This is a genomic window from Mycobacterium sp. TY814 (assembly GCF_030755175.1).
GTDB lineage: Bacteria > Actinomycetota > Actinomycetes > Mycobacteriales > Mycobacteriaceae > Mycobacterium.
In genome coordinates, this window is the sequence record NZ_JAUFRY010000001.1 from 1103745 (window position 1) to 1128767 (window position 25023).

26 protein-coding genes and 1 pseudogene are annotated in these 25023 nt (G+C 66.0%); 11 read left to right on the top strand and 16 right to left on the bottom strand.

The features are described 5' to 3' along the window. Positions 1-9: 9 nt before the first annotated feature. The 3 genes from QXH22_RS04520 to QXH22_RS04530 form a co-directional block, all read right to left on the bottom strand. Complete coding sequence (locus tag QXH22_RS04520) at positions 10-426, bottom strand: DUF3349 domain-containing protein (RefSeq protein WP_306241544.1); 417 nt, start codon at positions 424-426, stop codon at positions 10-12. A 145-nt stretch (positions 427-571) separates the two neighbouring features. Further along, positions 572-829: a hypothetical protein gene (locus tag QXH22_RS04525; protein WP_306275007.1), complete on the bottom strand. Its 258-nt coding sequence runs from the start codon at positions 827-829 to the stop codon at positions 572-574. Next, entirely contained in the window at positions 795-1160 is a 366-nt protein-coding gene (locus QXH22_RS04530; RefSeq protein ID WP_306275008.1) for an SDR family NAD(P)-dependent oxidoreductase, read from the bottom strand. Before QXH22_RS04530 ends, QXH22_RS04525 begins: the two co-directional genes overlap by 35 nt. A 72-nt stretch (positions 1161-1232) precedes the next feature. Between QXH22_RS04530 and QXH22_RS04535 the strand changes: the two are divergent. Beyond that, a pseudogene (locus QXH22_RS04535) lies at positions 1233-1658 on the top strand (long-chain fatty acid--CoA ligase); the annotation flags it as partial. Here QXH22_RS04535 and QXH22_RS04540 read toward each other — a convergent pair. Beyond that, positions 1624-2310: a TetR/AcrR family transcriptional regulator gene (locus QXH22_RS04540; RefSeq protein ID WP_306275009.1), complete on the bottom strand. Its 687-nt coding sequence runs from the start codon at positions 2308-2310 to the stop codon at positions 1624-1626. The pseudogene QXH22_RS04535 and the gene QXH22_RS04540 overlap by 35 nt on opposite strands. A gap of 96 nt (positions 2311-2406) precedes the next feature. Between QXH22_RS04540 and QXH22_RS04545 the strand changes: the two genes are divergently transcribed. The 5 genes from QXH22_RS04545 (at position 2407) to QXH22_RS04565 (ending at position 6634) form a co-directional block, all read left to right on the top strand. Next, complete coding sequence (locus QXH22_RS04545) at positions 2407-3249, top strand: metal-dependent hydrolase (protein WP_306275010.1); 843 nt, start codon at positions 2407-2409, stop codon at positions 3247-3249. Then, a complete protein-coding gene (locus QXH22_RS04550) occupies positions 3246-4349 on the top strand; it encodes a hypothetical protein (RefSeq protein ID WP_306275011.1) in 1104 nt (367 codons plus the stop codon). The genes QXH22_RS04545 and QXH22_RS04550 overlap by 4 nt, the downstream gene beginning before the upstream one ends. After that, the gene (locus QXH22_RS04555; protein ID WP_306275964.1) at positions 4345-5205 is read left to right on the top strand and encodes an alpha/beta fold hydrolase; all 861 of its coding nucleotides are present in this window, start codon (positions 4345-4347) and stop codon (positions 5203-5205) included. The genes QXH22_RS04550 and QXH22_RS04555 overlap by 5 nt, the downstream gene beginning before the upstream one ends. A gap of 65 nt (positions 5206-5270) precedes the next feature. Then, positions 5271-5837: a restriction endonuclease gene (locus tag QXH22_RS04560; protein WP_306275012.1), complete on the top strand. Its 567-nt coding sequence runs from the start codon at positions 5271-5273 to the stop codon at positions 5835-5837. A 137-nt stretch (positions 5838-5974) separates the two neighbouring features. After that, positions 5975-6634, top strand: coding sequence for a PE family protein (locus tag QXH22_RS04565; protein ID WP_306275013.1), 660 nt, complete (start codon positions 5975-5977; stop codon positions 6632-6634). Positions 6635-6668: 34 nt separating this feature from the next. Here the strand turns inward: QXH22_RS04565 and nrdF are convergent, their stop codons facing one another. From nrdF to QXH22_RS04580, 3 genes are all read right to left on the bottom strand, one after another. Beyond that, positions 6669-7643, bottom strand: coding sequence for a class 1b ribonucleoside-diphosphate reductase subunit beta (nrdF, locus tag QXH22_RS04570; protein WP_306241547.1), 975 nt, complete (start codon positions 7641-7643; stop codon positions 6669-6671). 291 nt (positions 7644-7934) lie between these two features. Next, positions 7935-8993: a YncE family protein gene (locus tag QXH22_RS04575; protein ID WP_306275014.1), complete on the bottom strand. Its 1059-nt coding sequence runs from the start codon at positions 8991-8993 to the stop codon at positions 7935-7937. After that, complete coding sequence (locus QXH22_RS04580) at positions 8990-9568, bottom strand: TetR/AcrR family transcriptional regulator (protein ID WP_306275015.1); 579 nt, start codon at positions 9566-9568, stop codon at positions 8990-8992. The genes QXH22_RS04575 and QXH22_RS04580 overlap by 4 nt, the downstream gene beginning before the upstream one ends. 96 nt (positions 9569-9664) lie before the next feature. Between QXH22_RS04580 and QXH22_RS04585 the strand changes: the two genes are divergently transcribed. Next, the gene (locus QXH22_RS04585; RefSeq protein ID WP_306275016.1) at positions 9665-10555 is read left to right on the top strand and encodes an SDR family oxidoreductase; all 891 of its coding nucleotides are present in this window, start codon (positions 9665-9667) and stop codon (positions 10553-10555) included. Between the two features lie 10 nt (positions 10556-10565). On the opposite strand, the gene QXH22_RS04590 is transcribed toward QXH22_RS04585, so the two are convergent. Together QXH22_RS04590 and QXH22_RS04595 are read right to left on the bottom strand one after the other, a co-directional pair. Further along, a complete protein-coding gene (locus tag QXH22_RS04590; RefSeq protein WP_306241552.1) occupies positions 10566-12107 on the bottom strand; it encodes an NAD(P)/FAD-dependent oxidoreductase in 1542 nt (513 codons plus the stop codon). Between the two features lie 133 nt (positions 12108-12240). Next, on the bottom strand, positions 12241-12984 hold the full coding sequence (locus QXH22_RS04595) for a TetR/AcrR family transcriptional regulator (protein ID WP_306241553.1): 744 nt from the start codon (positions 12982-12984) through the stop codon (positions 12241-12243). A gap of 341 nt (positions 12985-13325) precedes the next feature. Between QXH22_RS04595 and QXH22_RS04600 the strand changes: the two genes are divergently transcribed. Both QXH22_RS04600 and QXH22_RS04605 read left to right on the top strand, forming a co-directional pair. Next, positions 13326-13868: a hypothetical protein gene (locus tag QXH22_RS04600; protein WP_306275017.1), complete on the top strand. Its 543-nt coding sequence runs from the start codon at positions 13326-13328 to the stop codon at positions 13866-13868. 263 nt (positions 13869-14131) lie between these two features. Further along, a complete protein-coding gene (locus QXH22_RS04605) occupies positions 14132-15451 on the top strand; it encodes an FAD-binding oxidoreductase (protein ID WP_306275018.1) in 1320 nt (439 codons plus the stop codon). Here the strand turns inward: QXH22_RS04605 and QXH22_RS04610 are convergent. From QXH22_RS04610 to QXH22_RS04635, 6 genes are all read right to left on the bottom strand, one after another. Further along, entirely contained in the window at positions 15445-16512 is a 1068-nt protein-coding gene (locus QXH22_RS04610; protein ID WP_306275019.1) for an AraC family transcriptional regulator, read from the bottom strand. The genes QXH22_RS04605 and QXH22_RS04610 overlap by 7 nt on opposite strands. Before the next feature lie 122 nt (positions 16513-16634). After that, a complete protein-coding gene (locus QXH22_RS04615; protein WP_306241557.1) occupies positions 16635-17666 on the bottom strand; it encodes an alpha/beta hydrolase in 1032 nt (343 codons plus the stop codon). 251 nt (positions 17667-17917) lie between these two features. Then, positions 17918-20083 (bottom strand): class 1b ribonucleoside-diphosphate reductase subunit alpha, encoded by a 2166-nt coding sequence (nrdE, locus tag QXH22_RS04620; protein ID WP_306241558.1) that lies wholly within the window; start codon positions 20081-20083, stop codon positions 17918-17920. Next, entirely contained in the window at positions 20053-20526 is a 474-nt protein-coding gene (nrdI, locus tag QXH22_RS04625) for a class Ib ribonucleoside-diphosphate reductase assembly flavoprotein NrdI (protein WP_306241559.1), read from the bottom strand. Before nrdI ends, nrdE begins: the two co-directional genes overlap by 31 nt. Positions 20527-20565: 39 nt before the next feature. Next, positions 20566-20805, bottom strand: a complete 240-nt coding sequence (locus tag QXH22_RS04630) for a redoxin NrdH (protein WP_065136920.1) — start codon at positions 20803-20805, stop codon at positions 20566-20568. A gap of 535 nt (positions 20806-21340) precedes the next feature. After that, positions 21341-21940 (bottom strand): NAD(P)H-dependent oxidoreductase, encoded by a 600-nt coding sequence (locus QXH22_RS04635; RefSeq protein ID WP_371934152.1) that lies wholly within the window; start codon positions 21938-21940, stop codon positions 21341-21343. A 51-nt stretch (positions 21941-21991) separates the two neighbouring features. Here QXH22_RS04635 and QXH22_RS04640 point away from each other — a divergent pair, with 51 nt between their 5' ends. Together QXH22_RS04640 and QXH22_RS04645 are read left to right on the top strand one after the other, a co-directional pair. Beyond that, positions 21992-22618 (top strand): TetR/AcrR family transcriptional regulator, encoded by a 627-nt coding sequence (locus QXH22_RS04640; protein ID WP_371934153.1) that lies wholly within the window; start codon positions 21992-21994, stop codon positions 22616-22618. An 8-nt stretch (positions 22619-22626) separates the two neighbouring features. Then, positions 22627-23664 (top strand): DNA polymerase IV, encoded by a 1038-nt coding sequence (locus QXH22_RS04645; protein ID WP_306275020.1) that lies wholly within the window; start codon positions 22627-22629, stop codon positions 23662-23664. A 57-nt stretch (positions 23665-23721) separates the two neighbouring features. Here the strand turns inward: QXH22_RS04645 and QXH22_RS04650 are convergent, their stop codons facing one another. Beyond that, positions 23722-25020 (bottom strand): PucR family transcriptional regulator, encoded by a 1299-nt coding sequence (locus QXH22_RS04650; protein ID WP_306275021.1) that lies wholly within the window; start codon positions 25018-25020, stop codon positions 23722-23724. Positions 25021-25023 lie beyond the last annotated feature (3 nt).

Genomic DNA, 25023 nt, shown 5'->3' on the forward strand with positions numbered 1-25023 from the left:
ACAGGCCGGTCAGCCCTGAGCGGTAGCCCGGATCCGGGCCGCCACCTCTTCGGCCGCTTCGCCGTCCTCATCACCGGGGATCACCTCGCTGACATCGATACCGGCCAGCGGCCAACCGGCGGCGGCCAGGGTGGCGGCGACGCGCCGGACGTTCTCCGGACCGGGGTCGCGGTGCGTCAATTCTGCGATCTGTTCCGCGATCTCGTTTCCGTCGATGACACCGTCGGCGACCGCGGGCGAGCCTTTCGCGCTGAGGTTGTCCACGACTTCCCTGAGCTGATCCGCGGTCAGCGGTGTGCTGCGCAGCAGTGCGAAGAGCGGGACGCGATCGGGCCCGGGCACGCCTTCGGGATAACCCGCCTGCAGCCAGCGGATCACCGACCGAAAGAAGTTGGGGTGGGCGCAATCGGAATTGTCTTTCGTCACCCGGTCAGTGTCGCGAAACGAAGGACACCGCCGCCACTTGCCGGGGCCCGCTGAGCGGACAATTCATGCTTCGTTCACGGCGCGCACACGTGCGGGCCGGTTGAGGTGGCTCCTGCGTTGTCGATCGGGTGCTGATCTACCGCGGTCAACCGGATCCGTTCGCGTTGGTCGCTGGGCGGACGTGGTCAGATGCCGCCACCCTCTCGATATCGGAGATCAAGGCACGCATCCTGGCGTCCTTGACGAGAAGACCGTCGACGACAGGATTGAGCACTCCGCGCAGCAGGCTGTACAGCCGCCAACCGGCCGGGGCGATCGTGGTCGCCGCACGATCGGTGATTCCCCGCGCAATCGACGAGGCGGCCCGCTCAGCGGTGATCCGCCTGCTCAGCGGCCACGGCATCGTCGGGGTTCATCGTGCGCAGTGTCGCCGGTGCCGGCGTGACCCCGGCGTTGGCGACGACGATGTCGAGGGCCCCGAAGTGACGGACCACCGCCCCGACGACTTCTGCCATCGCGCCCCGATCGCGGACGTCGGCGGCCAAACCGCATGCGCGACTGCCCAGTTCACTCGCCGCCTGCCGGGCGGCAGCGCCGTCGACATCGAGCAGGGCGACATTCGCGCCGCGCGCATACAAGTGCCGCGCCAGCGCAAGGCCGATGCCCTGGCCTGCACTGGTGATCAGCGCGACCCGGGCGTCCAGCGCGAGCCGTTGTCTCCGGGTGCCTAGCACGGGCCGCCCTGCCGTCCCGCCAGTTCGTAGTCTTGGCGATTGAATCGCTTTGTCCGTGAGGAATATTCGAAGCTGCAGCCCGGGTACATCGAGAACACGGTCAAGGCGGCCACACCACTGGTCGGGGCCATCGCCGTCATCGGTGACCGGAAGCCCTACAACACCGCGCTGATCGTGCTGGATGCCGAAACCGTCGGCCCCTATGCCCGCCAGCACGGGTTGGCGGACGCGTAACCGGCCAGCCTGGCCGCACATCCCGCGGTCATCGAGGCGATCACCGCCGGGGTGGCCGCCGCCAACGAACGGCTGGCACGCGTCGAGCAGGTGAAACGGTTCCGCGTGCTGCCGGTCTTCTGGGAGGCCGGCGGCGACGAAGTCACACCGACGATGAAGTTGAAGCGCAAGGTGATCGCGAGCAGATACGCCTGCGAGATCGACGAGCTGTACCAGTCCGAGGAGCGCCCTATCGACGTGCACGAGCCGGCCGCCGCGTGGTGACGGCCTGCGGCTGCTGCGCTCCGACCCACAGGGAGAGCATGCGAACGACCTCGACGATGTGTCGTTCTCGTTCCGCATGATCGGTCACCGACAGCGCGATCCACGGGGCGAAGTTGGCGACGACCCGCGTCGAGATGGTGGCGGCCAGCTCGACGTCGTCGACCGTCAGATGGTCGGCGTGCGCCAGCAAGTAGGTGCGCGCGATGGCGTGGACGCGCTGATAAAGGGCGTGGTCGCGTGAATTCGGCTGCGGCGCGACGGCTCTGGAGGCCAGCATGGCCGTGATTCCCGGTTCGGCCTCGCAGAAGGCGATGGTCGCGCGCATCATGGCATCGGCCGCCTCAGGGTAGGAACGATTCTTGAGCGCTTCCATCCTGGTCGCGGCCAAGGCCTCCAATCGGTGCAGGCGATCGTCGAGCAGCGCATCGATCAGCGTCTCCTTGTTCGGGAAGTACTGATAGATCGAGCCGATCGCGACACCCGCCCGCGCGGCGATCTTGTTGGTACTCGTGGCTTCCAGCCCGACGTCCCCGATAACCTGAGCGGTCGCTTCGATGACCTTGCGGACCAACTCCGCCGATCGCTCCTGCGACGGTGTTCGACGCTGAGAACCGGCTGTTCGCCGGGGCTTCCGGGCGCGCGCGTCGGGCACGATCACCCCCTTCCGCTGCGCAGGGTTGACATGAGTAGTAGCTCATATTTTAGCCTGGGCATGGCAGCGTCGCCAGTGCCGGAAGGGGTGCCCACCATGAGTGACCTCGTCGTCCGCCATATCCCGTTCGAGTTTGACGGGGTGGAGTTCATCTGGAACCCCGCGAATCCCCGGTTCGCGATGGGCATGAATGTCCTGTCCTTCTGGGCGATCGGCCTGGAGCGGTACCTGGTGAAGACGATGAAGGATGCCGACGCGGTGATCACCGACGCCGCGGTGCGCCGGGAAGCGCGGCTGTTCCTGCAGCAGGAGTCGGTGCACACGTCGTGTCACCGCCGCCACGTCAAGGCCCTGATCGAGCGGCACCCGGGCCTGCAGGTAGCGCTGGACAAAGCGATCGCGCACTATGACGCGCTGCACCGCGACAAGGATCTGCGTTACCTGCTTGCCTATGCCGCCGCGCTGGAGGGCACCTTCACCCCGATCTTCAAGATGATCATCGACAATCGCGCCAGCCTGTTCGCGGCCGGTGACGCGCGGGTCGCCTCGTTGTGTCTGTGGCATTTCTGCGAAGAGGTCGAGCACCGCAGTTCGGCGGTTACGATCTACGACCACGTCGTGGGCGACCCCGGCTACAAAATCCGGTCCTTTTTTCCCACCATGCGCCACGTCCTGCGATGTCACCGAATGTTGCTGCGGGAGTTCGGCGATCAGCTACCCGACGTCCAGGAACTCTGCACGAAGCCCTACGGCGCCTTCGCCACTGTTCCTGTCCGCCAGCAGGTTTCGATGTTGCGACGCTCGTTTGCCTCGATCCTTCCCGGCTACGATCACGACAACCAGCCGCTGCCGGAGTGGGCGGCGACGTGGTTCGAACACTGGGAGCGCGGCGAGGACATGACGATGTTCTACGGCGTTCGGCCGCTGGCGGCACCATGAATCCCAGCGACAGATTCCTGGAGCTCGCCGGCCGGCTCGGCGGCATTTCCTTCCGCGCGCTGCAGCACTTCTTCTACCTGCGCAGCCCGTTGAGCCTGCAGAACTGGACGCTGAACGTGATCGAGCTGCTGATGATCGCCGCGGCTGCGCTCGGTCTGGCCCACGCAATCAACATCTTTCGCCGTAGCGGCGACAGTTCCTTCCTCGGAATCTGGGGCGCGGCGGCGTTGTACTGCATCGTGATGGAGGTGCCGATCTATTTCTTTCCGGCGGCGCTCGGGCTCGCAGACGGGGGGGTCATCTTCATCCACAACGAATTCACCGCCGGCGCCTTTTACGGCCGGATGCCGCTCTACATTCTGGCTTTGTATCCGGCGCTGCTCTACCCGGCGTACGTGCTGGTGCGCCAGCGGGGACTGTTCGACGGACGCTGGGGCCTGATCCGCGGCGCGGTCTGCGTCGGGTTCGTGCACCACTGCTTCTATCAGGTGTTCGACCAACTCGGACCGCAACTCATGTGGTGGCTGTGGGACTACCAATTGCCCGGAATCGGAGGCATCACCCTCGCATCGGTGCCGCTGTTCAGCCTGGTCAACTTCTCCCTGGTCGACCCCATCGCGTTCGCCTTGCTGGCGCACGCACTGCTGGGCAGCCGTCGCCCGCGCGCCGTCGGCCGCAGCGTGCTGATCGGGGTGCTGACTCCGGCGCTGGGCGCGGCGTTGTCGGTCAATCTGCTCGCCGACCGACTGTTCGGGCACCACCGCATGGTGGTCGCCGGGCTGGGATGGGCGATGCTTGCCGCCGCGGTGTTGTTCGCGCTCAAGGCATTCTGGGGCAACCGCTCGCGACCGTTGCCGACCGACGACGGGTTCGCGACGAGCTACCTGCCGCTGTTCGCGTCGATCTATCTGGTCACCCTGGCCGCGCTCTGGGCGGTGTCGCTGCCCGAATACTTGGGTGCGGCCGGCGGTGTCACGGCGAGGGGCACACCGATCGGCTCGCTGCCGTACGCGCTGGCCTGCGCGGTGGCGTGCGCGTGGCTCGTCACCCCGTATCTCACACGGCTGCGCCATAACGGAGCTCACGCTGAGATCCATTGAAACGCAGAAGTTCTACACCCCTGGATCCGCTGGCGTCGGCATCGCCGCCGACCGCCGGGGCGACCCGCAGGCTCCCGCTGTGGTGTTCCTGCACGGCGCGGGGCAGACCCGCCGATCGTGGGCTAAGGCTGCCGCCTCCGTCGCCCGGCGCGGTTGGCAAGCGGTGACCGTCGACCTTCGCGGCCATGGCGAATCGTACTGGGCAGCCGACGGCGACTACCGAGTCGTCAGTTTCGCCGGTGACGTCCTCGAGGTGCTTGCCGCGCTGCCCCCGCAACCGGTGCTGGTGGGCGCCTCGCTCGGTGGTTTCACCTCGATGCTGCTGGCCGGGGAGTTGTCGCCCGGTATCGCGCGCGCCGTGGTGCTCGTCGACATCGTGCCCGAGATGGACGAGTCCGGTGCCAGAAGGGTTTTCGACTTCATGGCCGACGGCATGGAGTCGGGCTTCAGCTCACTGGACGAGGTGGCGGACGTACTCGCCCGGTTCAACCCGCACCGGCCCCGCCCCACTGACCTCGCCGGCCTGGCCGGCAACTTGCGCCGGCGCGGCGACCGCTGGTACTGGCATTGGGATCCGCGGTTCATCACCGGCATGCAGACCCGGGGACCGATGGAGATCGGTGAGCACGACCGTCTCTACGCCGCGGTCGGAAGAATTCTGGGCGGAGGCGTCCCGATGCTGCTGGTGCGCGGCCAGATGAGCGATCTGGTCAGCCGACCGCAGGCGGACCGCTTCCTGCAGCGCTTCCCCGACGTCGAGTTCACCGATGTCCGCGGCGCCGGCCATATGGTCGCCGGCGACCGGAACGACATATTCGCCGACGCGGTTCTCGACTTCCTGGCGCGCCGCGTTTGACGGGCTGTTGTCGTCGCCCTTCCCTATCATCGGTTCGTGCAGACGGCTCCCCCGACGACCCGCGCATGACAGCAGCCTTGCTCGCCATCCCACTGATCGTCGCGGCAGTCGCCGGAATCACCAGGCACAGCCTGGCGGCTGCCGTCCTGGCGTTCTACCTAGCTCTGCTGTGCGTGGTGCTGGACGGGTGGCTGGCCAATCGGAAGTGGCCGCGCCGCGCGGCACGCGTCACGAGTCTGCGAGACATCGACGCGATGGACGGTGCCGAGTTCGAAAGCTACGTCGCCACCCGCCTTGGCCGGGCGGGATGGCAGGTCACGTTCACCCCGCCCGTCGGTGACTACGGCGTGGACCTGGTCGCCGAAAAGGACGGCCGGTATGTCGCGGTGCAATGCAAGCGGTACGCCAAACCGGTGGGCGTCGCGGCCGTCCAGGAAGTGGTGGCAGGCGCCCGACACCACGGCTGCACCCGCAGCATCGTCGTCAGCAACCAGGAATTCACCTCAGCCGCAAAGCAATTGGCGCGCACCCACGGCTGCCAGTTGATCGGCCGGAAGGTTCTGCAGACCTGGGTGCCGCAGCCGGTCGGTCGGCTCGCCACCCAACCCGGCGAGTCCCCGGCGCAGTCGTAGCGCAGTTCCGCAGTCACGCCCGCGCAATGAGGTAGTCGGGTACTTAAGCCGGGCCAGTCTTACCTTGCGAGGCTGGATTCATGCGCAAACGACTGCGCGTCGATTTGCCATTGCGGCGATGAACCAAAGGGGCGGAGATGACATATGTGATCGCAGCGCCGGAGCCGATAGCTGCGGCTGCAACGAATTTAGGCGCCATTGCTGCAACGCTCGAGGCCGCCCACCTGACGGCGGCGGCCTCGACCCAAGCGTTGCTGCCGGCGGCCGCCGACGAGGTCTCGGCGGGCATCGCGCACCTGTTCTCCGGTTATGCCGAGGACTATCAGAAGCTGGCCACCAGGGCGGCGACATTTCACCAGCAGTTCGTGGAGCACTTGACCGCCAGTGCGGGCTCGTATGCCATGGCCGAGTCCGCCAACGTCGCCTCGTTGCTGCACCCCGCGATTGCCGCCACGAACTCAGTCGCCGCGGCGGCCACGGACCCGTCGGCCATTTCCTACTACGTGGGTGAGGCAGTGCGTCGCATCGGTTTTATTGCCAGTTCTATCCCGGCTCTGGCGGGGCAACTAGGTCAGCTCTACCTCACCAACCCCGACTACTTCTATAGCGCGCTACCGTTGTTCCTGGTAGGTGGACCGCTGGCTGCCGGTCTCTATGTCTCCGGCCCCCTATTACGCCTGTGGGTTGACTTGATCAGGCCGCTTTACGATACGTATCCAACTCTGTACCAAGCACTTCTGGCGCCCTTCTTCCCACTGCTGCTCGTCCATCTCATTACGTTTGGCGCCTTCTTGTAGACGAGGAAGAAGCGGTCACTGCCGGAAACCGACTCTAGAAGTCCCAGTCCTCGTCTTCGGTGACCACGGCCTTGCCGATCACGTAGCTCGACCCCGACCCGGAGAAGAAGTCGTGGTTCTCGTCGGCGTTCGGTGACAACGCCGACAGGATCGCCGGGTTCACGTCGGTCTCGTCGCGCGGGAACAGTGCTTCGTAGCCGAGGTTCATCAGCGCCTTGTTGGCGTTGTAGCGCAGGAACTTCTTGACGTCCTCGGTAAGCCCGACCTCGTCGTAGAGGTCCTGGGTGTACTCCACCTCGTTGTCGTACAGCTCGAACAGCAGCTCGTAGGTGTAGTCCTTGAGCTCGGCGCGCTTGGCCTCGTCGACCAGCGCCAGGCCGCGCTGGTACTTGTAGCCGATGTAGTAGCCGTGCACGGCCTCGTCGCGGATGATCAGCCGGATCATGTCGGCGGTGTTGGTCAGCTTGGCCCGGCTCGACCAGTACATCGGGAGGTAGAACCCGGAGTAGAACAGGAAGCTCTCCAGCAGCGTCGAGGCCACCTTGCGCTTGAGCGGCTCATCGCCGCGGTAGTACTGCAGCACGATCTCGGCCTTGCGCTGCAGATTGGGGTTCTCCTCAGACCAGCGGAACGCGTCGTCGATCTCGGCGGTCGAGCACAGCGTGGAGAAAATCTGGCTGTAGCTTTTGGCATGCACCGACTCCATGAACGCGATGTTGGTGTACACGGCCTCTTCGTGCGGAGTCAGCGCGTCGGGAATCAGGCTGACCGCGCCGACGGTGCCCTGGATGGTGTCCAGCATGGTCAGGCCGGTGAACACGCGCATCGTCAGCTGCTTCTCGCTGGGCTTCAACGTGCCCCAGGACGGGATGTCGTTGGACACCGGCACTTTCTCGGGCAGCCAGAAGTTCCCGGTCAACCGGTCCCAGACCTCTGCGTCTTTGTCGTCTTGCAGACGGTTCCAGTTGATCGCCGAAACGCGGTCGATCAGCTTTGCATTTCCACTCACCGAAACCCCACTTCACCAGGCCGATTTGGCTGCCGGCAGCGCCGGACGTGCTTAGGCCACAAACACTACCCCTGGTGTCCGACAAGCTGCCGCAACACAACAACTTGTGTTTTGCGCGTGTCGCTGCCAGCCACTTCTCACATGCCGAAATGCGTTCGCGCCCTGGCGGCAACGGCCTGCGGCGCCCCGCCCACGCCCGCCTGCGCTGCTGCTTTGCGGCCGAGGAGGTAGCACCGTTGACCCGGGCCGGCCAACACCAGGCACTCCGGCGGAATCTCAGCGGCCAAGGCACTACGGCTCGATGATCTGCACCACGCCCGCGGTCACCCCGGCGACGAACAGCCGCCCGGAATTCGGGTCCACACCCACGGTGTAGGGATTTTGCACCGTCGGAAAGCGTCGTACCTCGCGCGGCCTCGTGTCGCTCATGTCGTAGCCGACGACTTCGTTGGTCCCCGATGACGCCACCCAGAGCCGGTCGCGCGCCGCGTCGTAGGTGATGCCGTACGGTCCGCCCGGCTGAGCCACCGTAGCCACCTCCCGCGGGACCGGGAGCGGGGTGAACACCCGCACCGCGTCACCGCGCGTGTCGGCGGCGATCATCCGCCCGTGCCGGTCGGCGAGCAGGTGGGTCGGCCCCGCGCCGGCCGGCGCCGACCCCACGATGGTCAGCCGTTCGGCGTCGTACACGGTGAGGTCGTTCTTGCGTACGTCCAGGACCCCCATCGCGGTCCCGACCGGCGCCGTCCCGGCCGGCTGGACATTGTCGGCGAAGATCTTGACGACCTGATCACCGCGGACGACGGCCACCGTTCCGCCGTGTTCGTTGGCGACGAAGACCGTACCGTTGGCCGCCGCGGCGGCGTCGTGCGGATGCTCGCCGGTGTGGATGGCCGGCTGCGCCTTGCCTTGCGGCAGGTCGACACGGATCAGTACGTCGGCGGTTTCGACCGGCACCAGAACCGGTCCCCCGGGAGCGGCGAGCTGGAGGTGTCGGACACTTCCCGGAAGCGGCACCCGGCCGGTGACGGCACCGGTGTCGGCGTCCAGCAGCACCAGCTCGTCGGGGTCGCGCACGGCGACGGCGACGGTCCGCGTCCGCGGGTCGACGACGATCCCTTCCGGCGAGCGGCCCACCGAGACGGTCCGCCCGAGGACGGGATCGGTGGGTGGCGGCGCCTGGCGGGGTTCGGCGGCCTGCGGCAGCCCGGCGTCCGGCGGGCGACTGCCCTCGGTCGGCACGGTGGCCGAACCCGCCTGCGGCGTGCCGCCGTGACCGCAGCCGGTGACCAGCAGCGCCGCCAAACACAGCCCGCCGAGCAACCGCCTTGCCCGACTTTCAGCGGTCATGCGTCTCCCGTCGCGCCCGAGAGCAGAGCAATCATCGTGTCGACGAGTTCCTCCGCGTCGGTGTGCCACTTGTCCAGGTCCAGGTGGCCACTCAGATCCAGGCCCGCTATCCCGTGGGCGCTGGCCAGCAGGAGCGCTCCGTAGCGCCGGGCGTGTTGCGGACCGGTGAGGCGGCCGACCATGTCGATGAACAAATGTTGTGTCCGCTCCCCCGCCTGCGCCGCCGCGGTCAGGTCAGCCGGCGGGGTGGTGAAGATCAGCCGGTACAGGTGCGGCCGGTCGCGCCCGAGGGCGATCAGCGACAGCAGGGCCGACCGCAACGCCGCCTCGGGCGACAAGTCACCGGCTGCCAATTCCTCGAGCGAATCACCCAATTCGTTCAGCGCATCCGACGCCAGCACCGCGAGCAGAGACTCCTTGTCCGCAAAGTGCCGATACGCCGCCGAGCGCGACACCCCGGAGCGGGCGCCCACCTCACGCAACGTCACCGCCTCGACTCCCCCGCGGTCGAGCAACACCGCCGCGGCCTCGAGCAGCGACCGGCGCGTTGCCGCCGCACTCTCCGCTCGTGACATCACCCGCCGAGCATAAGCCGAACTTGAGTTGACAACGTCAACTCAACTGCTAGCTTTGAGATGACAGCGTCAACTCAAATGCCCACGGAGGCCGCCATGACATCATCCGATCGCCGCAACGAACTGATCGTCGTGACCGGCGCTTCCACCGGCATGGGAGCCGCCACCGCTGAAGAATTGGCGCGCAGGGGATTTCACGTGCTGGCCGGGGTGCGCCGCGAGGCCGATGCCGACGCGCTGCGCGCCGACGGGATCGAGCCGCAGATCCTCGACATCACCGTCGAATCCGACATCGCCGCGATCGCCGACCGCGTCACGCGCGACCCGCGCCCCCTGCGCGCGCTGGTCAACAACGCCGGGATCGCGATCAATTCACCGGTTGAGACGCTGCCGATGGCGCAGTGGCGACGACAGTTCGAGGTCAATCTGTTCGGCCACATCGCCATCACGCAGGCGCTGCTGCCCGAGCTTTTCAAAAGCTGCGGCACCGTCGTGAACATCAGCTCGGTCGGCGGCAAGGTGGTGCTACCGACCTACGGCGCGTACGCGGGCTCGAAGTTCGCCCTCGAGGCCGCCAGCGATGCGTTACGGCGCGAAGTCTCCGACCTGGGGGTCAAGGTGGTGGTCGTCGAGCCCGGCGCGGTCAAGACCGCGATGCCCGAGCGCGGTATCGCGACGGCGCAAGGACTCATCGCGGACATGACCGCCGCGCAACTCGAGCGATATGGCGATCTCAATGCGGCCGTGACGGCACAGGCGCGCTCGTTCCTCGACATCGGCGTGCCGGCCGAGCACGCCGCCAAGGTGATCGTCAAGGCCGCCACCGCGAGTCGGCCCCGCACCCGCTACACCATCGGCCGCGACGCCGCGGTCCTGGTGCGGCTCAGCCGGGTGCTACCCGACCGGGCGCTGGACCGGATCATGCGCCGCAACCTCCGGTCGTTCGCCGGTGAGTCCGCGAATTCGGTTGTGAGCGTTCAGAACTGAGCGCTTCTCCTCAGGCGGCTTTCTTGCCCGACTTGGTGCGCAGGCCCAGGAATTGATATTCCTCGGGCTTCACCGAACGGGTGGCCATCCAGTATTGCCAGGTGTAGCCGCCCCACAGCACCGTATTCTTGCCGTGCTCGTCGAGGTACCAGCTGCTGCAGCCGCCGCTGTTCCACACCGAACCGGACAGCTTCTCCTGCAATTCGGCGTTGAAGCGGTCCTGCGCCTCGCGGGTGGGAGCCAGCGCCTGGGCACCCATCTTGTCGCACTTGGCAATCGCGTCGGCCACGTACCGGATCTGGGACTCGATCATGAACACCACCGAGTTGTGACCCAGCCCGGTGTTGGGCCCCAGCAGGAAGAACAGATTGGGCACGTCGGCGACGGTGATGCCGCGGTGGGCGCCGATGCCCTCGCGGTTCCACCGGTCCACCAGATCCTCGCCGCGCTGGCCCTTGATCTGAACGTAGGTGTAGGAGTCGGTTACATGGAAACCAGTGGCGTACACGATCACGTCCGCCTGGTGTTCGCGACCGTCGGCGGTGACGATGCCGTCGCGGGTGATCCGGGTGATGCCCTCGGTGATGAGTTTCGTCTTCGGATCGGCCACCGCGCGGTAATAGGTGGACGAGTTCAGGATCCGCTTGCAGCCGATGCGGTATTTCGGCGTCAGCTTGCGCCGCAGTTCGCGGTCCTTCACCGAACGCCGGATGTTCCACTTGCAGTACGCCTCAATGAATTTCAGCGCGTTGGGGTGCTTGGTCATGCCGAAGGCAAGCGCCTCCTGGCCCCAGTAGATAGCCAGTCGCGCCAGGGCACGCAACCCGGGGACGTTCTCCATGGCCGCACGCAACGCCGGCGGAATCTCGGGGTTGGACCGCGGCACCACCCACGGCGGGGTGCGCTGGTAGAGCTGGAGTTCGGCGACCTGCCCGACGATCTCGGGCACGATCTGAATCGCGCTGGCGCCGGTGCCGATGATCGCCACCCGCTTCCCGGTCAGGTCGACGCTGTGGTCCCATTCCGCGGAATGGAAAGCGGCACCGGCAAATTCGTCACGCCCTTGGATGTCGGGCACGGACGGGATGTGTAGTGCCCCGGCCCCGGAGACCAGGAATTGCGCCACGTACTCCCGCCCGTCGACGGTGAACACGTGCCAGCGGTACTCGTCGTCGTCCCAGTAGGCACGGTCGACCAGCGAGTTGAAATGGATGTAGCGGCGCAGCCCGTACTTCTCGGTGACGCCCTTGAGGTAGTCCCAGATCTCCGGCTGGAACGAGAACGGGTTCTTCCAGTCCGGCTTGGGCTCGAAGGAGAACGAGTACAGATGCGACGGGATGTCGCACGCGCAGCCGGGGTAGCTGTTGTCGCGCCAGGTGCCGCCGACGTCGTCGGCCTTTTCCAGGATGACGAAGTCCACGCCCTCCTTCTGCAGCGCAATGGCCATACCCAGGCCCGAGAACCCGGTCCCGATGATCAGGGTGCGGGTGTGTGTCGGTTGGGACTGCGATTTCTCGGCGGATTCGGTAGCCGAGGTCACGACGTCGGTCATGGTGGATCTTTCCTGTTGTGGCCGCTAGTGGGCGGGCGTGCTCGTTGAGACGCAGATACCCAGTACCCGGGGTATCGGATATATCCGAGTGTCATGGATAGCCACGACGATGTCAACGTCGCTGCGGCTCAGCTCACGGCAGGGCGGCCGGCAGCGCATCGTGGATCGGCTTGTCTGGGTCCATCGCGATGCCCAGCGTTTCGGCGGTGCCGACGATGACGCCCATCATGATGGTCGTCAGCTGGCTGACGAACTGCTCGCGCGTCATGGACCGCGGGCTGTCCGGCTCGGGACCCAGCCACCATTCGGTGGCCGATGCGGCGCAGCCGAACGCCGAGAACGCAGCCAGTTCCAGGGCGGCGGCGTCGAGCTCCATGTCCCGCAGCTCGTTGTTGAACATCTCGGCGATGGTCAGCGTGATCTCGCGGCCTTCGTTCAGGGTTCGCACCGTCGCCTTGGACTGGGCGCTGGAGCTGCCCTGGATGAAGACCCGCATGACATTGGGATGCTGGTCAAGCAGGGTGACGAACTCTTCAACGGCGCGGTGGATGACCTGGCGGGCGGAGTCGGTGGCCAGGTTGATCGACGGGAAGATCGCCGCCCACAGCATGTCGCGCAGCCGTTCGCCGATGGCGAGGAAGAGGTCGGACTTGTCGGTGAAATGGCGGTAGATCTTCGGCTTCGCGGTACCGGCCTCTTCGGCGATCTCCCGCACGCTCAACTCCGGGCCCAGCCGGTCGATGGCACGGAAGGCGGCGTCGACAATTTCGGCGCGCACCTTCTTGCGGTGTTCGCGCCACCGTTCGCTGCGCGCGTCGACTTTCACACCCGGCTTGGGGACCGGGTGGGGCAAAGCGGGTCGAGGCATTCTCACCACGTCATGCACCTTACCGCTTCGGAGCCGCTGACCTGCGCAGACCGGGTGTCTACCGCCCGGCCGGCCGTGAATCTGCCGACGCGACACGCGCATTGAGCGTCATAAGATTCACCGTCGGCCGAGGCCATACAACGCACAATCACCGAATGCACCGAATACGACTCGTCGCCAATGGACTCCGATCGACACGCCGCGCAACCATCTGCGCATGCCTCGTGCTCGCCGCCGCGGGCACCGCATGCCAGACCTCGAAGGCGCCTACCCGGCCGGATTCTTCGGCGGTGGGGTCGCCCAGCGCTGCAGCTTCCACACCCGCGGCCGCCAAAACGCAGGTCATCAATGTGGTAGCGGTCGTTGACGGACAACCCGCCAACGGCTACCGAGACGTGACAACCGGAGAAGTGAGCGGCACCGTCTCGATGTGTGACGCCTCGCCCTCCGCCGTCGACCCCGGCATCTATCGATGCTCACCGTCAGCAGCGGCCGCCGACGTGTGCTGGAAATCGACGGCGCAGACCCTGTTGTGCGTCGACGATCCGTGGAGGAAACAACTTCACCGGGTGACCGTGACCGATGCGCTGCCTTCCATCCAACCGGTGTCGTTGCCGACGCCGTTCGCGCTGCTACTCGACAACGGTGTGCAGTGTCGAATCCGCAACGGAGGTGCCTGGGGTGGTCGCGACGACGACCTGGTCGGCGCCTACGGATGCAACGGCGAGGACGTCGTCTTGGAGTCAACCGACGATGGTGCGGTGCCTATCGATCGTTCCCGGCCGGTGTGGACCGTCAAGGTGGGCCCACTCGGAGCCGGCCCCGTTCATTTCCCGCCCCCGCAGACGCACTCGGTGACCACGGCTTGGTTCGCGGCAACGTTCGCCACGTAGCCCCGCCTGGGGGTCGTCGCGGCCTCAGTCCACGGTCATGGTCACACCGAGAATGCATCGTCGTCGCGGGTCGGGATGCGCGCCCAGTCACTCATCGGTCGGCCGAGGATGGCCATGTCCGCCAATTGTGTGGTGGCATCGGCCAATCCGCCTGACGGGGATGGCTTAACCGCTCCGCGACTCCTAGCCTTCGGTCAGTGTCAGGGGTCGCCGGCCACCAACCGCGCTTGCCAACCGGCCGCGGCTTGACCTAGGAGAATTAGATGACCACCTTCGTGCCGAGTCTGTGGCTGAGCGACACCCCGCGACGCGGGCCTGACCTGCAGAACGACGTGCACTGCGAGGTGGTGGTCGTCGGGGCCGGCTACACCGGCTTGAGCGCCGCGATCGCCTTGGCCGACGCAGGGGTGGACGCTGTCGTCCTTGAAGCGGAGTACGCGGGTTTCGGTGCCAGCGGACGCAACGCCGGGCACCTCACCCCGACTATCGGCAAGGACCTGCCGAGCGTCTTGAAGATGTACGGCCCGGGCACCGGCGGCGCGCTGGCGCGACTGGCCGACGAGGCCGTCGAGCACACCGAGGACACGATTAAGCGCCACGGCATCGACTGCGACTATGTGCCGAACGGCAATCTGATCGCCGGTATCCACCCGGGTCACGAGAAGCGTCTGCGCGCCGCCGTCGCAGCCGCGGGCGAGCTCGGCGCCTCGGTTCGCATGGTCGAGCGTGACGAGCTGGACGCGCGCGGCATCCCCGCGTTCGTCAACTGTGCGGCACTCGAAGAGCGCGGCGGCGTGCTCGATCCGGGCAGGTATGTGCGTGGACTCCGCAAGGCCGCACTGCGCGCGGGGGCCCGCATCTACGAAGGAACGCCGGCGCTCACCATCGACGAACACGTCCGTGGAGTCCGGATATCGACACCGCGTGCATCGGTGTCCGCGGCGACAGTCGTGCTGGCCACCAACGCCCACACACCGCAGATGGGTCTGCGGTACGGCCATGTCACCCCGGTCAACGACTGTCTGTTCGTGACCGAGCCGCTGACCGAAGAACAGCGTGATCGGATCGGCTGGAACGGCAGCGAAGGGATCTACACCGCCCACGAGGCGCTGGAGAACTATCGGATCACCGCGGACGGTCGGATCTCCGGGGGCTCACGCTACGTGGGGTACCGCTACGGTGGCCGCTTCTCCCCCGACGATCAACCAAGAACGTTCGCCAAAATCGAGCGCAATTTCCGCGCCCGGTTTCCTGAACTCGCAGACCTGCCCATGGCCGGCTTCTGGTCGGGGCACATCGCGATGAACCTCAACTTCCTGCCTTTCATCGGCCGTGTGGGCCGACACGAAAGGATCGTTGCCGCACTGGGTTATTGCGGTCATGGCGTCGCCTTGGCCGGACTGCTCGGAACGGTCGCAGCCGGCATCGCCACCGGCAGCGCCCAAGCCCCCGCGGTCCTCACGCAAAGCCGCCGAATCCCGATGCCACCAGATCCGTTGCGCTGGCTCGGTGTCAAGGGTCTGGCGGCGGCGCTGGAGGCTCTGGACCGTCGTACCGACCGGCTGGCCACGCCGCGTCATTGACCGCTTTCGCCTTTCATACCGCGCTCTGCACCCGGTGTTCGCCCGGTCCACCGCAGATAGGCGCGGCGGAACTCGCGGCTGTCGCTGTATCCGACCTGCCGGGCCACCGCCCCGATCGGCAGCGTGGACTCGCGCAGCAGGGCCGCGGCCCGCTCCAACCGCACGCGGTCGCGGATCTCACCGAATCTGAGGCCGGCATCGGCCATTCGCCGGTGCAGCGTGCGCTCACTGATCATCAGCCGCTCGGCGACCATCGCCGCGGTGACTGGTTGCGGAAGCCGTTCCCGGATGACCCCTTCCACTGCGGCGACCGTATCGGGGCGGCGGTCCCCCGGGTCGGCGAGCTGGCGAGCCGCCGAGACCGCGACGGCGAGTTGTGCGGGATTGGCGGTGGGAATCGGCCGATCAAGGAGGCCCGACTCGAAGCACAGACGAGTTGCGACAGCGTCGAACCGCAACGGGCAGCGGAAGAACTTCCGGTACACATCTGCATAAGCCGGTGCGGGATAGGCGAATTCGATGCGGGTGGGCGCGAGATTCGCGCCGTGAACGGAGCGCATCAGAGTTAAGGTCGCCGCACACGCCTCCTCGCAGAGGAACGGCAACAACTCCGGGTCAGGGTTGCGTTCGATGATGCGCAGCTCGAATTCTGCTCTACCAAAGCGGATTTCATAATTGAGCAGAGTCCCGGCCGCCTGATGCAGTCCCAGTCCGAGCTGGACCGCCTCTCGGGTCGACCGGCAGGACCGGACGGCGAAGCCAAGAATGCCCCATGACACCAACACGTCCCGGCTCCCGACCTGCATGCCGATCGGTCCAGCAGGCATTGCGCGCAGCGCTTGGCGCAGGATGGAGATTGCCTGCCGGAACGACAGGCGGGTAGCCGGCAGATCGAGTTGTGTCCGGGTCAGTCCGGTTCCTGACAGCCAGACGTCGGTCCGGACGCCACGCTGTTCGGCGATATCCAGAACGCCGGTGACGACGCTGGGCGGGATGACCGCGTCCTGCAGGGCCGCACCTGCCGGCGAGGGATCAGATCCGTTGTGCGTCGTCGTGCCCATCAGTCGGGATTGTCGAGTTCGCCCGGACCCGGAGCCCGAGTGCGGAGTCCTTGACCAGTGCGGACACCGGAGGAACGTATCACGATGGGCCCGTTCGCAGATCGGACTGCCGATCGACTGCGTCAGCGAACCGCTTCGGCGATCGCCGCGGCGATCCTCCCCGTCGCCGCCCGTGCCGCCGGACTCACAGCCGTCATCCAGATGTACGCGTGCACGAGCCCGCCCTCTCGGAAAAGACGGGTCGGCACTCCCGCTGCGGTGAGGCGTTCGGCGTAGGCGATCCCTTCGTCGCGGAGCGGGTCGAACCCGGCAACGGTGACCACCGCCGGAGGCAGCCCGCCGAGGTCGTCGGCGAGCAGCGGCGACGCGCGCGGATCTTCAGCATCGGCGGTCGTGCTCAGATAATGGTCGATGTACCAGCGCATCTGCTTCGCGCTCAGCGCATTCTGGTCGGCGAACTCGACGTAGGACGGATGCTCGCTCGACATGTCGGTCACTGGGTAGATCAGCACCTGCAGCGCGGGCTGGATGTCCCGCCCGCGCAGCTGCAGGGTGAGCACCGCAGCGAGATTGCCTCCGGCACTGTCCCCGCCGACGACAATACGGTGTGGGTCGAGTCCCCATTCCGGTGCTCGGCCAAGGACGTAGTCCCACGCGGTGAGGGCGTCCTCCACCGCCGCCGGGAACCTGTGCTCGGGTGCAAGGCGGTAGTCGACGGACAAGACGTCAACACCGGCGTGGACCGCGAAGAAACGCACCGCGGATTCCGTGCTGGCCCGGCTTCCCAATACGAACCCGCCGCCGTGGAAATAGAGCAGCAAGCCCCGTGACGTCGCGCCGGCCCGGTAGCGGGTCGCCTTCAGGCCGCCCGGCATGACGAGGTCCTCCTCGACGACGAACGGGGGAAATCGCTCGGCGAGCACCTGCGCTTCCTGTTCGACGATCAGGCGGGCCCGCGCCGGATCGCACGTGCTGAAGTCCGTCGCCGCCATTGTCAGCAGGGCGATCTCCGGCGCCATCTGCTCGTCGTCGTTGTTGAGTGGTGAGCGGATCAGGCGCCGCACAACCGACCGGGGGAGGCGCGCCGCAGCGTGAGCGGCGGCGCGCTTGATCCGGCTCACCGGTGTCAGCGGTACTGCCGTCGATGCGCTCATGGCCGCAGGCTAACGAGGCGGTGGCGGCGGTGACGAGGGGTTATTGCGCCAGAAGGGTGGTGAAGAGCGCCAATCCCTCGTCATAGCATGACCGGGCACGGGTCTGGCCTCGGCCCGGCGGATTGACGCCGGACCACACGAACTGTGCAGGCCGGCATTGCCACCCGGCGCAGAGGTAGGTTGCACCCTATCCGGAAATAGAAGCAGGTCAGGGGGCATTTCCCCTGACCTGCGACGTGACCGAATGACACCTACAGCATGCAGGACACGCAGCCCTCGACCTCGGTCCCTTCCAGCGCCATCTGACGCAGCCGGATGTAGTACAGCGTCTTGATTCCCTTGCGCCAGGCGTAGATCTGCGCCTTGTTCACGTCACGCGTGGTGGCGGTGTCTTTGAAGAACAATGTCAGCGACAGACCCTGGTCCACGTGCTGGGTGGCCGCGGCGTAGGTGTCGATGATCTTCTCGTAGCCGATCTCGTAGGCGTCCTGGTAGTACTGCAGGTTTTCGTTGGTCATGTAGGGCGCCGGGTAGTACACACGGCCGATCTTGCCTTCCTTGCGGATCTCCACCTTCGACACGATCGGGTGGATCGAGGACGTCGAGTGGTTGATGTAGGAGATCGACCCGGTCGGCGGCACCGCCTGCAGGTTCTGGTTGTAGATGCCGTGCGTCTGCACCGACTCCTTGAGCCGCTTCCAGTCGTCCTGGTTCGGGATGCGGATGCCGGCGTCGGTGAAGAGCTGGCGTACCTTCTCGGTGGCCGGCTCCCACACCTGGTCGGTGTACTTGTCGAAGAACTCACCCGAGGCGTACTTGGACCGCTCGAAACCTTTGAAGTGCGTGCCGCGTTCGATCGCGATGCGGTTGGAAGCGCGCAACGCGTGGTAGAGCACCGTGTAGAAGTAGATATTGGTGAAGTCGATGCCCTCTTCGGAGCCGTAGAAGATCTCTTCGCGAGCCAGGTAGCCGTGCAGATTCATCTGACCCAGGCCGATCGCGTGGGAGTCGTTGTTGCCCTGCTCGATTGACGGCACCGACGTGATGTGGGTCTGGTCGCTCACCGCGGTCAGCGCACGGATGGCCACCTCGATGGTCTGAGCGAAGTCCGGCGAGTCCATCGTCTTGGCGATGTTCAGCGAACCCAGATTGCACGAAATGTCTTTGCCCACTTTGGCGTAGGACAGGTCATCGTTGAACAGCGAGGGCGTGGACACCTGCAGGATCTCCGAGCACAGGTTCGAGTGCGTGATCTTGCCCTCGATGGGATTGGCCCGGTTCACCGTGTCCTCGAACATGATGTAGGGGTAGCCGGACTCGAACTGCAGCTCGGCCAGCGTCTGGAAGAACTCGCGGGCCTTGATCTTGGTCTTGCGGATACGCGCGTCGTCGACCATCTCGTAGTACTTCTCGGTGACCGAGATGTCGGCGAATGCCACGCCGTACACCCGCTCGACGTCATAAGGCGAGAACAGGTACATGTCCTCGTTCTTCTTGGCGAGCTCGAAGGTGATGTCCGGGATGACGACGCCCAGACTCAGCGTCTTGATGCGGATCTTCTCGTCGGCGTTCTCCCGCTTGGTGTCCAGGAAGCGGTAGATGTCGGGGTGGTGGGCGTTGAGGTACACCGCACCGGCGCCCTGCCGCGCACCCAGCTGGTTGGCGTAGGAGAAGGAGTCCTCGAGCAGCTTCATGATCGGGATGACACCCGAAGACTGGTTCTCGATGTTCTTGATCGGCGCGCCGTGCTCACGAATGTTGCTCAGCAGCAACGCAACTCCCCCGCCCCGCTTGGACAGCTGCAGCGCGGAGTTGATGGATCGCCCGATCGACTCCATGTTGTCCTCGATGCGCAGCAGGAAGCACGAAACCGGCTCTCCCCGCTGCTTTTTGCCCGAGTTCAGGAAGGTCGGGGTGGCCGGCTGGAACCGGCCGTCGATGATCTCGTCGACCAGCTTCTCGGCCAGTCCGGTGTCGCCCGCGGCCAGGGTGAGCGAGACCATCACGACGCGGTCCTCGAAGCGCTCCAGGTAGCGCTTCCCGTCGAAGGTCTTCAGGGTGTAAGAGGTGTAGTACTTGAAGGCGCCCAGGAACGTCGGGAAACGGAATTTCTTCGCGTAGGCGCGGTCGAGCAGACTCTTGACGAAATTGCGCGAGTACTGGTCGAGCACCTCACGCTCGTAGTAGTTCTCGCGGATCAGGTAGTCGAGCTTCTCGTCCTGGTTGTGGAAGAACACCGTGTTCTGGTTGACGTGCTCCAGAAAGTACTGGCGTGCGGCAAGCACGTCCTTGTCGAACTGGATCTTGCCGTCGGCGTCGTACAGATTCAGCCGCGCGTTCAGCGCGTGGTAGTCCGTCTCGTCGGGCAATCCGTGCACGCCGGCGGTTACAGGCTCTGCAGTGACGGTTGGTGGCACGTCTGTTCCTTCCAATATTGAGCCCAGAACTGAGCGAGGCCGGCGCGGACGGCGGCCACGTCGTCCTCGGTCCCCATGAGTTCGAAGCGGTAGAGGTACGGAACACCGCACTTGCGGGAGATGACGTTGCCCGCATAGGCGAATTCGGCACCGAAGTTGTTGTTGCCCGCAGCGATGACGCCACGGATCAGGGAGCGGTTGTGCTCGTTGTTCAGAAAAGCGATGACCTGCTTGGGGACGTAGCCTCCGTCGTTGATGTTCGGAGTCGCCCGTCCGCCACCGTAGGTGGGCAGCACCAGCACGTACGGTTCGTCAACCTCTATGCGGCCGTGCAGCGGTATCCGCGTGGCGGGAACACCCAGCTTCTGCACGAAGCGATGGGTGTTCTCCGACACGGACGAGAAATAGACCAGATTGCGCCCCGTGATCTCCGAGATGTCCATCGGGCACCGCAACCTTCCTTGATCTATCCGTTGGCCGAACTAGGCGCTCAGCGCCGACTCGGCGAGCGCCTTGATGCGGTCCGGCCGGAAGCCGGACCAGTGTGCGTTGTCGGCCACCACGACGGGCGCCTGCAGGTAGCCGAGCGCCATCACATAGTCGCGGGCCTCAGGGTCCAGCGTGATGTCGACCTTCTGGTAGTCGATGCCCTGCTTGTCCAGCGCCTTGTAGGTGGCGACGCACTGCACACAGGCGGGCTTGCTGTAAACGGTGATGCTCATGGGCGTACCGCTCCTTTGCGGAAGAGGGGATGACGGGACTGGCAACGACTAGGGGGTACATCCGCGCTATATTCAGCGCCCCGGCGAGCCCCCAGATTCCCATCCCGCGGGCGCGTCTTTCGAGCTGACCTGGCTCGAGGTGCGCCCTGCGTTTCCGGGAAGCTCATCGCGCCCCGCTGGGTCGGTTGGGACCTGGTTGGGGCTTGGTGAACCTGGGATCTGCCGGTCCTCGAAACACTACACCTAGGGGGTGACAACGCGAAGAGATACAAGATGTTCTGAATAACATTTCTGAAATTCCCTGGTAGTAAGCCCTCTCGGGCGTGTCGCTTCGGCGTGTCGCAGATCACACAATCGCGGCGTCGGTGTATCTGCGCGGGCAGCCGGGCGTGCATGCTCAGAGGTATAGCAGCGGGCACCGACAAGTCGGTCGCGCCCAACCCGGCCGCTCGATACCAGCAAAGCCGCCGGCGAGTCCGCCGACGGCTTTGACTAGAGCGTTAAGCCGGGTGAGGCCGGCTTGATGCAAACGGGCTCAGCCGACCTCGGCGGCCAGCTTGCCGACGACGTCGCGCACGTTCTCCGACAGTTCGGCGCTCTCGGCGGGGGCGCTGCCACCCAGCGTCCGGAACGACACCGAAAGCTTGATCGCGTCGCTCACCCGGGCACCGGCGATACCGAACGACTTGCGGGTCTCGTCATGCGCCCAGACCCCGCCGTACTGCCCCATCGAGCCGCCGATCACCGCCAGCGGCTTGTCCTTCAACGCGCCGTCGCCGAACGGCCGCGAGAGCCAGTCGATCGCATTTTTCACCACGGCAGGGATCGAGCCGTTGTACTCGGGCGTGACCACCAGGGCGGCGTCGGCTTCGGTGGCCGCGGCGCGCAACGCCACCACCTGCGCGGGCGCCTGGTCCAGCTCGCTGTTCATCGCGTCATCGATGTCCTCGTTGTAGAAAGGAACCTCCCCCAGCCCCTCGAACACCGTCACGGTGACCCCCTCGGGGGCCAGTTCGGCCGCCAGTTCGGCGATCTGCCGGTTGACCGAGCCCGCACGCAGGCTGCCTACCAGCGCCAAGATCTTGATATCTGCCACTGTCCCGTTCCCTTCGGATTTGAAAGTCCATCTTCGCACGGTTAAAACGGACTATAGTCCGCTTTATTCCCGCCGCGTTACAGTGCAGGGGTGAGCGGTGCCGAGGACAAGGACGAATTGCGCCTTGTCGCGCACGAGGACCTGGCCGTTGAGTCGCTGCCTGAACGAAGCGACGCGGCGCGCAACCGGGCACTGCTGCTGGAGGCGGCACGGCAGCTGGTTGCCCAGCGCGGCGCCGGCGCGGTCACCATGGATGACATCGCCGCTGCCGCCGGCGTCGGCAAGGGAACCCTGTTCCGCCGGTTCGGCAGCCGCTCGGGCCTCATGCTGGTGTTGCTCGACGAAGACGAGAAGGCCAGCCAACAGGCGTTCCTTTTCGGCCCGCCGCCGCTGGGTCCCGATGCGCCGCCACTAGAGAGGCTGATCGCGTTCGGCCGCGAACGCATCCGCTTCGCATGCGCCCACCGCGAGCTGATGTCCGCGGCAAGCCGTGACCCGCATATGCGACACGTCGGCGCCGCCTTCGTACTGCGCACTCACGTCAGAGTGCTGCTGCAGGCCGCCCACACCACCGGGGACCTGGACATCCAGACCGATGCCCTGCTCGCTCTGCTCGACGTCGGCTACGTCGACCATCAACTCACCGAGGGCGGCCACACCACCGAGACCCTGGCAGAGGCGTGGGCGAGCCTGGCCCGCAAGCTGTGCGGACGCTGATCGCCGACATGACGCGGTGGGTCCTGCACGTCGACCTCGATCAGTTCCTCGCCTCGGTGGAGTTACGCCGGCATCCCGAGCTGGCCGGGCGGCCGGTCATCGTCGGAGGCAGCGGCGACCCCACCGAAGCCCGCAAGGTCGTCACCTGCGCGTCGTACGAGGCGCGCGAATTCGGCGTGCACGCCGGCATGCCGCTGCGTGCGGCGGCGCGCCGCTGCCCGGACGCCACGTTCCTGCCCTCCGATCCCGCCGCGTACGACGAGGCCTCCGAGCAGGTGATGGGCCTGCTGCGCGACCTGGGACATCCCGTCGAAGTATGGGGTTGGGACGAGGCCTATGTCGCGGTGCCGGCCGACCCGGTCACGGCGGCCGAAAACATCCGCAGCGTCATCTCGGCCGAGACCGGACTGTCGTGTTCGGTGGGCATCAGCGACAACAAGCAACGCGCCAAGGTTGCCACCGGTTTCGCGAAACCGGCCGGGGTGTTTGAGCTGACCGATGCCAACTGGATGGAAATGATGGCCGGCCGGCCCGTCGACGCACTCTGGGGCGTCGGACCGAAGACATCGAAAAAGCTTGCCGCCCTTGACATCAACACCGTCGGACAACTCGCCCGAACCGACGGCGAGCTGTTGACATCGACGTTCGGGCCCCGCACCGGTCTGTGGCTACTGCTGCTCGCCAAGGGCGGCGGCGACACCGAGGTCAGCGCCCAGCCCTGGGTACCCCGTTCCCGCAGCCATGTCGTCACCTTCCCGCGCGACCTCACCGAGCGCACTGAAATGGATTCGGCGATCACCGAATTGGCCCAACAGGCCCTCGACGACGTGGTGCGCATGCCTCCCGGGGGGCGGATCGTCACGCGAGTCGCGGTCACCGTCCGTACCGCGACTTTCTACACCAGAACCAAGATCCGCAAACTCGACGCTCCCACTACCGATTCCGGCGTGATCACCGCGACCGCCCTCCGCATCCTGGACCTGTTCGAACTCGACCGCCCCATCCGACTGCTCGGGGTTCGCCTGGAACTGGAAATGCCTTCCTGATCCCGCTCGAGCCGAGTAGCGAAAAAGCCCGTACCACAGCGGATATCGCACTGACATTCACGGCGGGGGTGGTGCGGCAAGGCCTAAATCAGCCGGCGGGACCGCTCCGGGGTCAGTCTTGGGCTGCCGCAAGACGGCGGCACCGTGGCGCTGACAGGCGAACAGTGCAAGCTCGACGTTGCGCTTGTCCTCGATCGGACGGCCCCGCCTGGCGACAGCTCGCCGCACGTCATTCTTGACAGCCTCGAGCGGCACCTGCAGTTCCTCCGCGACCCGGTAGGGCCGACCGTAGTACAGATAGATCCGCAATATCTGACGCAGTCGGGAATCGTCGTCGTTATCGAACGCCAGCGGGCCCAGGACGTCGGCCACCCATCCGCGTATCTCCTCGACGTCCGCGTCCAGCAGCGCCGCCGAAACGATGCCGGCATCGGTTGCTGCGACCACGTCGGCCGGTTGACCGAGCGCCTCGGCGGCCGTGCGCGCACGCAGCGCCTGACGATGAGAGCGACGGAACCCTTCGATGCCGCAACCCATCGCCCCGATCGCGAGGCTGGGCGCATCCGCCCGCAGCCGGACGAAATCCCGGATGTTCGCGACGGCGTCACCCGGCACCAGACGGTAGGGCAACCACACCCACCAAACAGTGCGCTCGGCGCCGACCAACAGCGGGCGTGCCGTCGCGTCGGCGGCCACAGCCAACGCGCGTACGAATTCCCCCAGGCTCGCGCCCCGCTCGTGTGGACCGTCGACGGCTGGGTACCATGCGATGAGCGCCAGGTGCTCCCCGCTCAGCGGATAACCGAGGGTCGCCGAAACATCCTCGACGTCATAAGCTTTGGCGCTATCGAGCAGGTCGCGGATCTGGGTTTCACTTGCGATGCGCTGAGCCGTCAGCCGCAGCGCGTACTCGCCCTGGTAGGCCGCAAGGGCCTGCTGTGACAGCACGTCGACGTATTTCGACAACGTCCTGGCGAGGCTCTCGACGACGGCGACCTGGGTCTCCGGAGCCATGCCGGCGGCCTGCAGTTCGGCGAACACCGTCTCACCCAACCGGCGCTGCCCGAGCCGGTGGGCGCGCATCATCGCATTGATCGGAATGTCGCGACGGGCAAGGGATCTGGCGTACTCGGTATGTGTTGGCGGCACGGCGATCTCGGTGACATCGATGTCCGAGAGCAGGGCGCGGCATATCGTGTGGAGCTGGTCGCGCATAGCGGCGCGCATCAACTCGCTCATCCGTTCGTCGCGGGGAAGCTCCGGCACATTGTCCTGGGCGAGGGTGCACAGGGCATCACTGAGCGCGGCAGCCTGCTCGTCGAGGCGCGCAACAATCCGTGCGACGTCGCTGTCCACGCC

Coding starts and splice junctions, on each gene's coding strand:
- QXH22_RS04525 (WP_306275007.1), bottom strand. CDS start 829: ATGCCGTGGCCGCTGAGCAGGCGGATCACCGCTGAGCGGGCCGCCTCG.
- QXH22_RS04545 (WP_306275010.1), top strand. CDS start 2,407: ATGAGTGACCTCGTCGTCCGCCATATCCCGTTCGAGTTTGACGGGGTG.
- QXH22_RS04550 (WP_306275011.1), top strand. CDS start 3,246: ATGAATCCCAGCGACAGATTCCTGGAGCTCGCCGGCCGGCTCGGCGGC.
- QXH22_RS04560 (WP_306275012.1), top strand. CDS start 5,271: ATGACAGCAGCCTTGCTCGCCATCCCACTGATCGTCGCGGCAGTCGCC.
- QXH22_RS04565 (WP_306275013.1), top strand. CDS start 5,975: ATGACATATGTGATCGCAGCGCCGGAGCCGATAGCTGCGGCTGCAACG.
- QXH22_RS04575 (WP_306275014.1), bottom strand. CDS start 8,993: ATGACCGCTGAAAGTCGGGCAAGGCGGTTGCTCGGCGGGCTGTGTTTG.
- QXH22_RS04580 (WP_306275015.1), bottom strand. CDS start 9,568: ATGTCACGAGCGGAGAGTGCGGCGGCAACGCGCCGGTCGCTGCTCGAG.
- QXH22_RS04585 (WP_306275016.1), top strand. CDS start 9,665: ATGACATCATCCGATCGCCGCAACGAACTGATCGTCGTGACCGGCGCT.
- QXH22_RS04590 (WP_306241552.1), bottom strand. CDS start 12,107: ATGACCGACGTCGTGACCTCGGCTACCGAATCCGCCGAGAAATCGCAG.
- QXH22_RS04605 (WP_306275018.1), top strand. CDS start 14,132: ATGACCACCTTCGTGCCGAGTCTGTGGCTGAGCGACACCCCGCGACGC.
- QXH22_RS04610 (WP_306275019.1), bottom strand. CDS start 16,512: ATGGGCACGACGACGCACAACGGATCTGATCCCTCGCCGGCAGGTGCG.
- QXH22_RS04615 (WP_306241557.1), bottom strand. CDS start 17,666: ATGAGCGCATCGACGGCAGTACCGCTGACACCGGTGAGCCGGATCAAG.
- nrdI (WP_306241559.1), bottom strand. CDS start 20,526: ATGGACATCTCGGAGATCACGGGGCGCAATCTGGTCTATTTCTCGTCC.
- QXH22_RS04630 (WP_065136920.1), bottom strand. CDS start 20,805: ATGAGCATCACCGTTTACAGCAAGCCCGCCTGTGTGCAGTGCGTCGCC.
- QXH22_RS04645 (WP_306275020.1), top strand. CDS start 22,627: ATGACGCGGTGGGTCCTGCACGTCGACCTCGATCAGTTCCTCGCCTCG.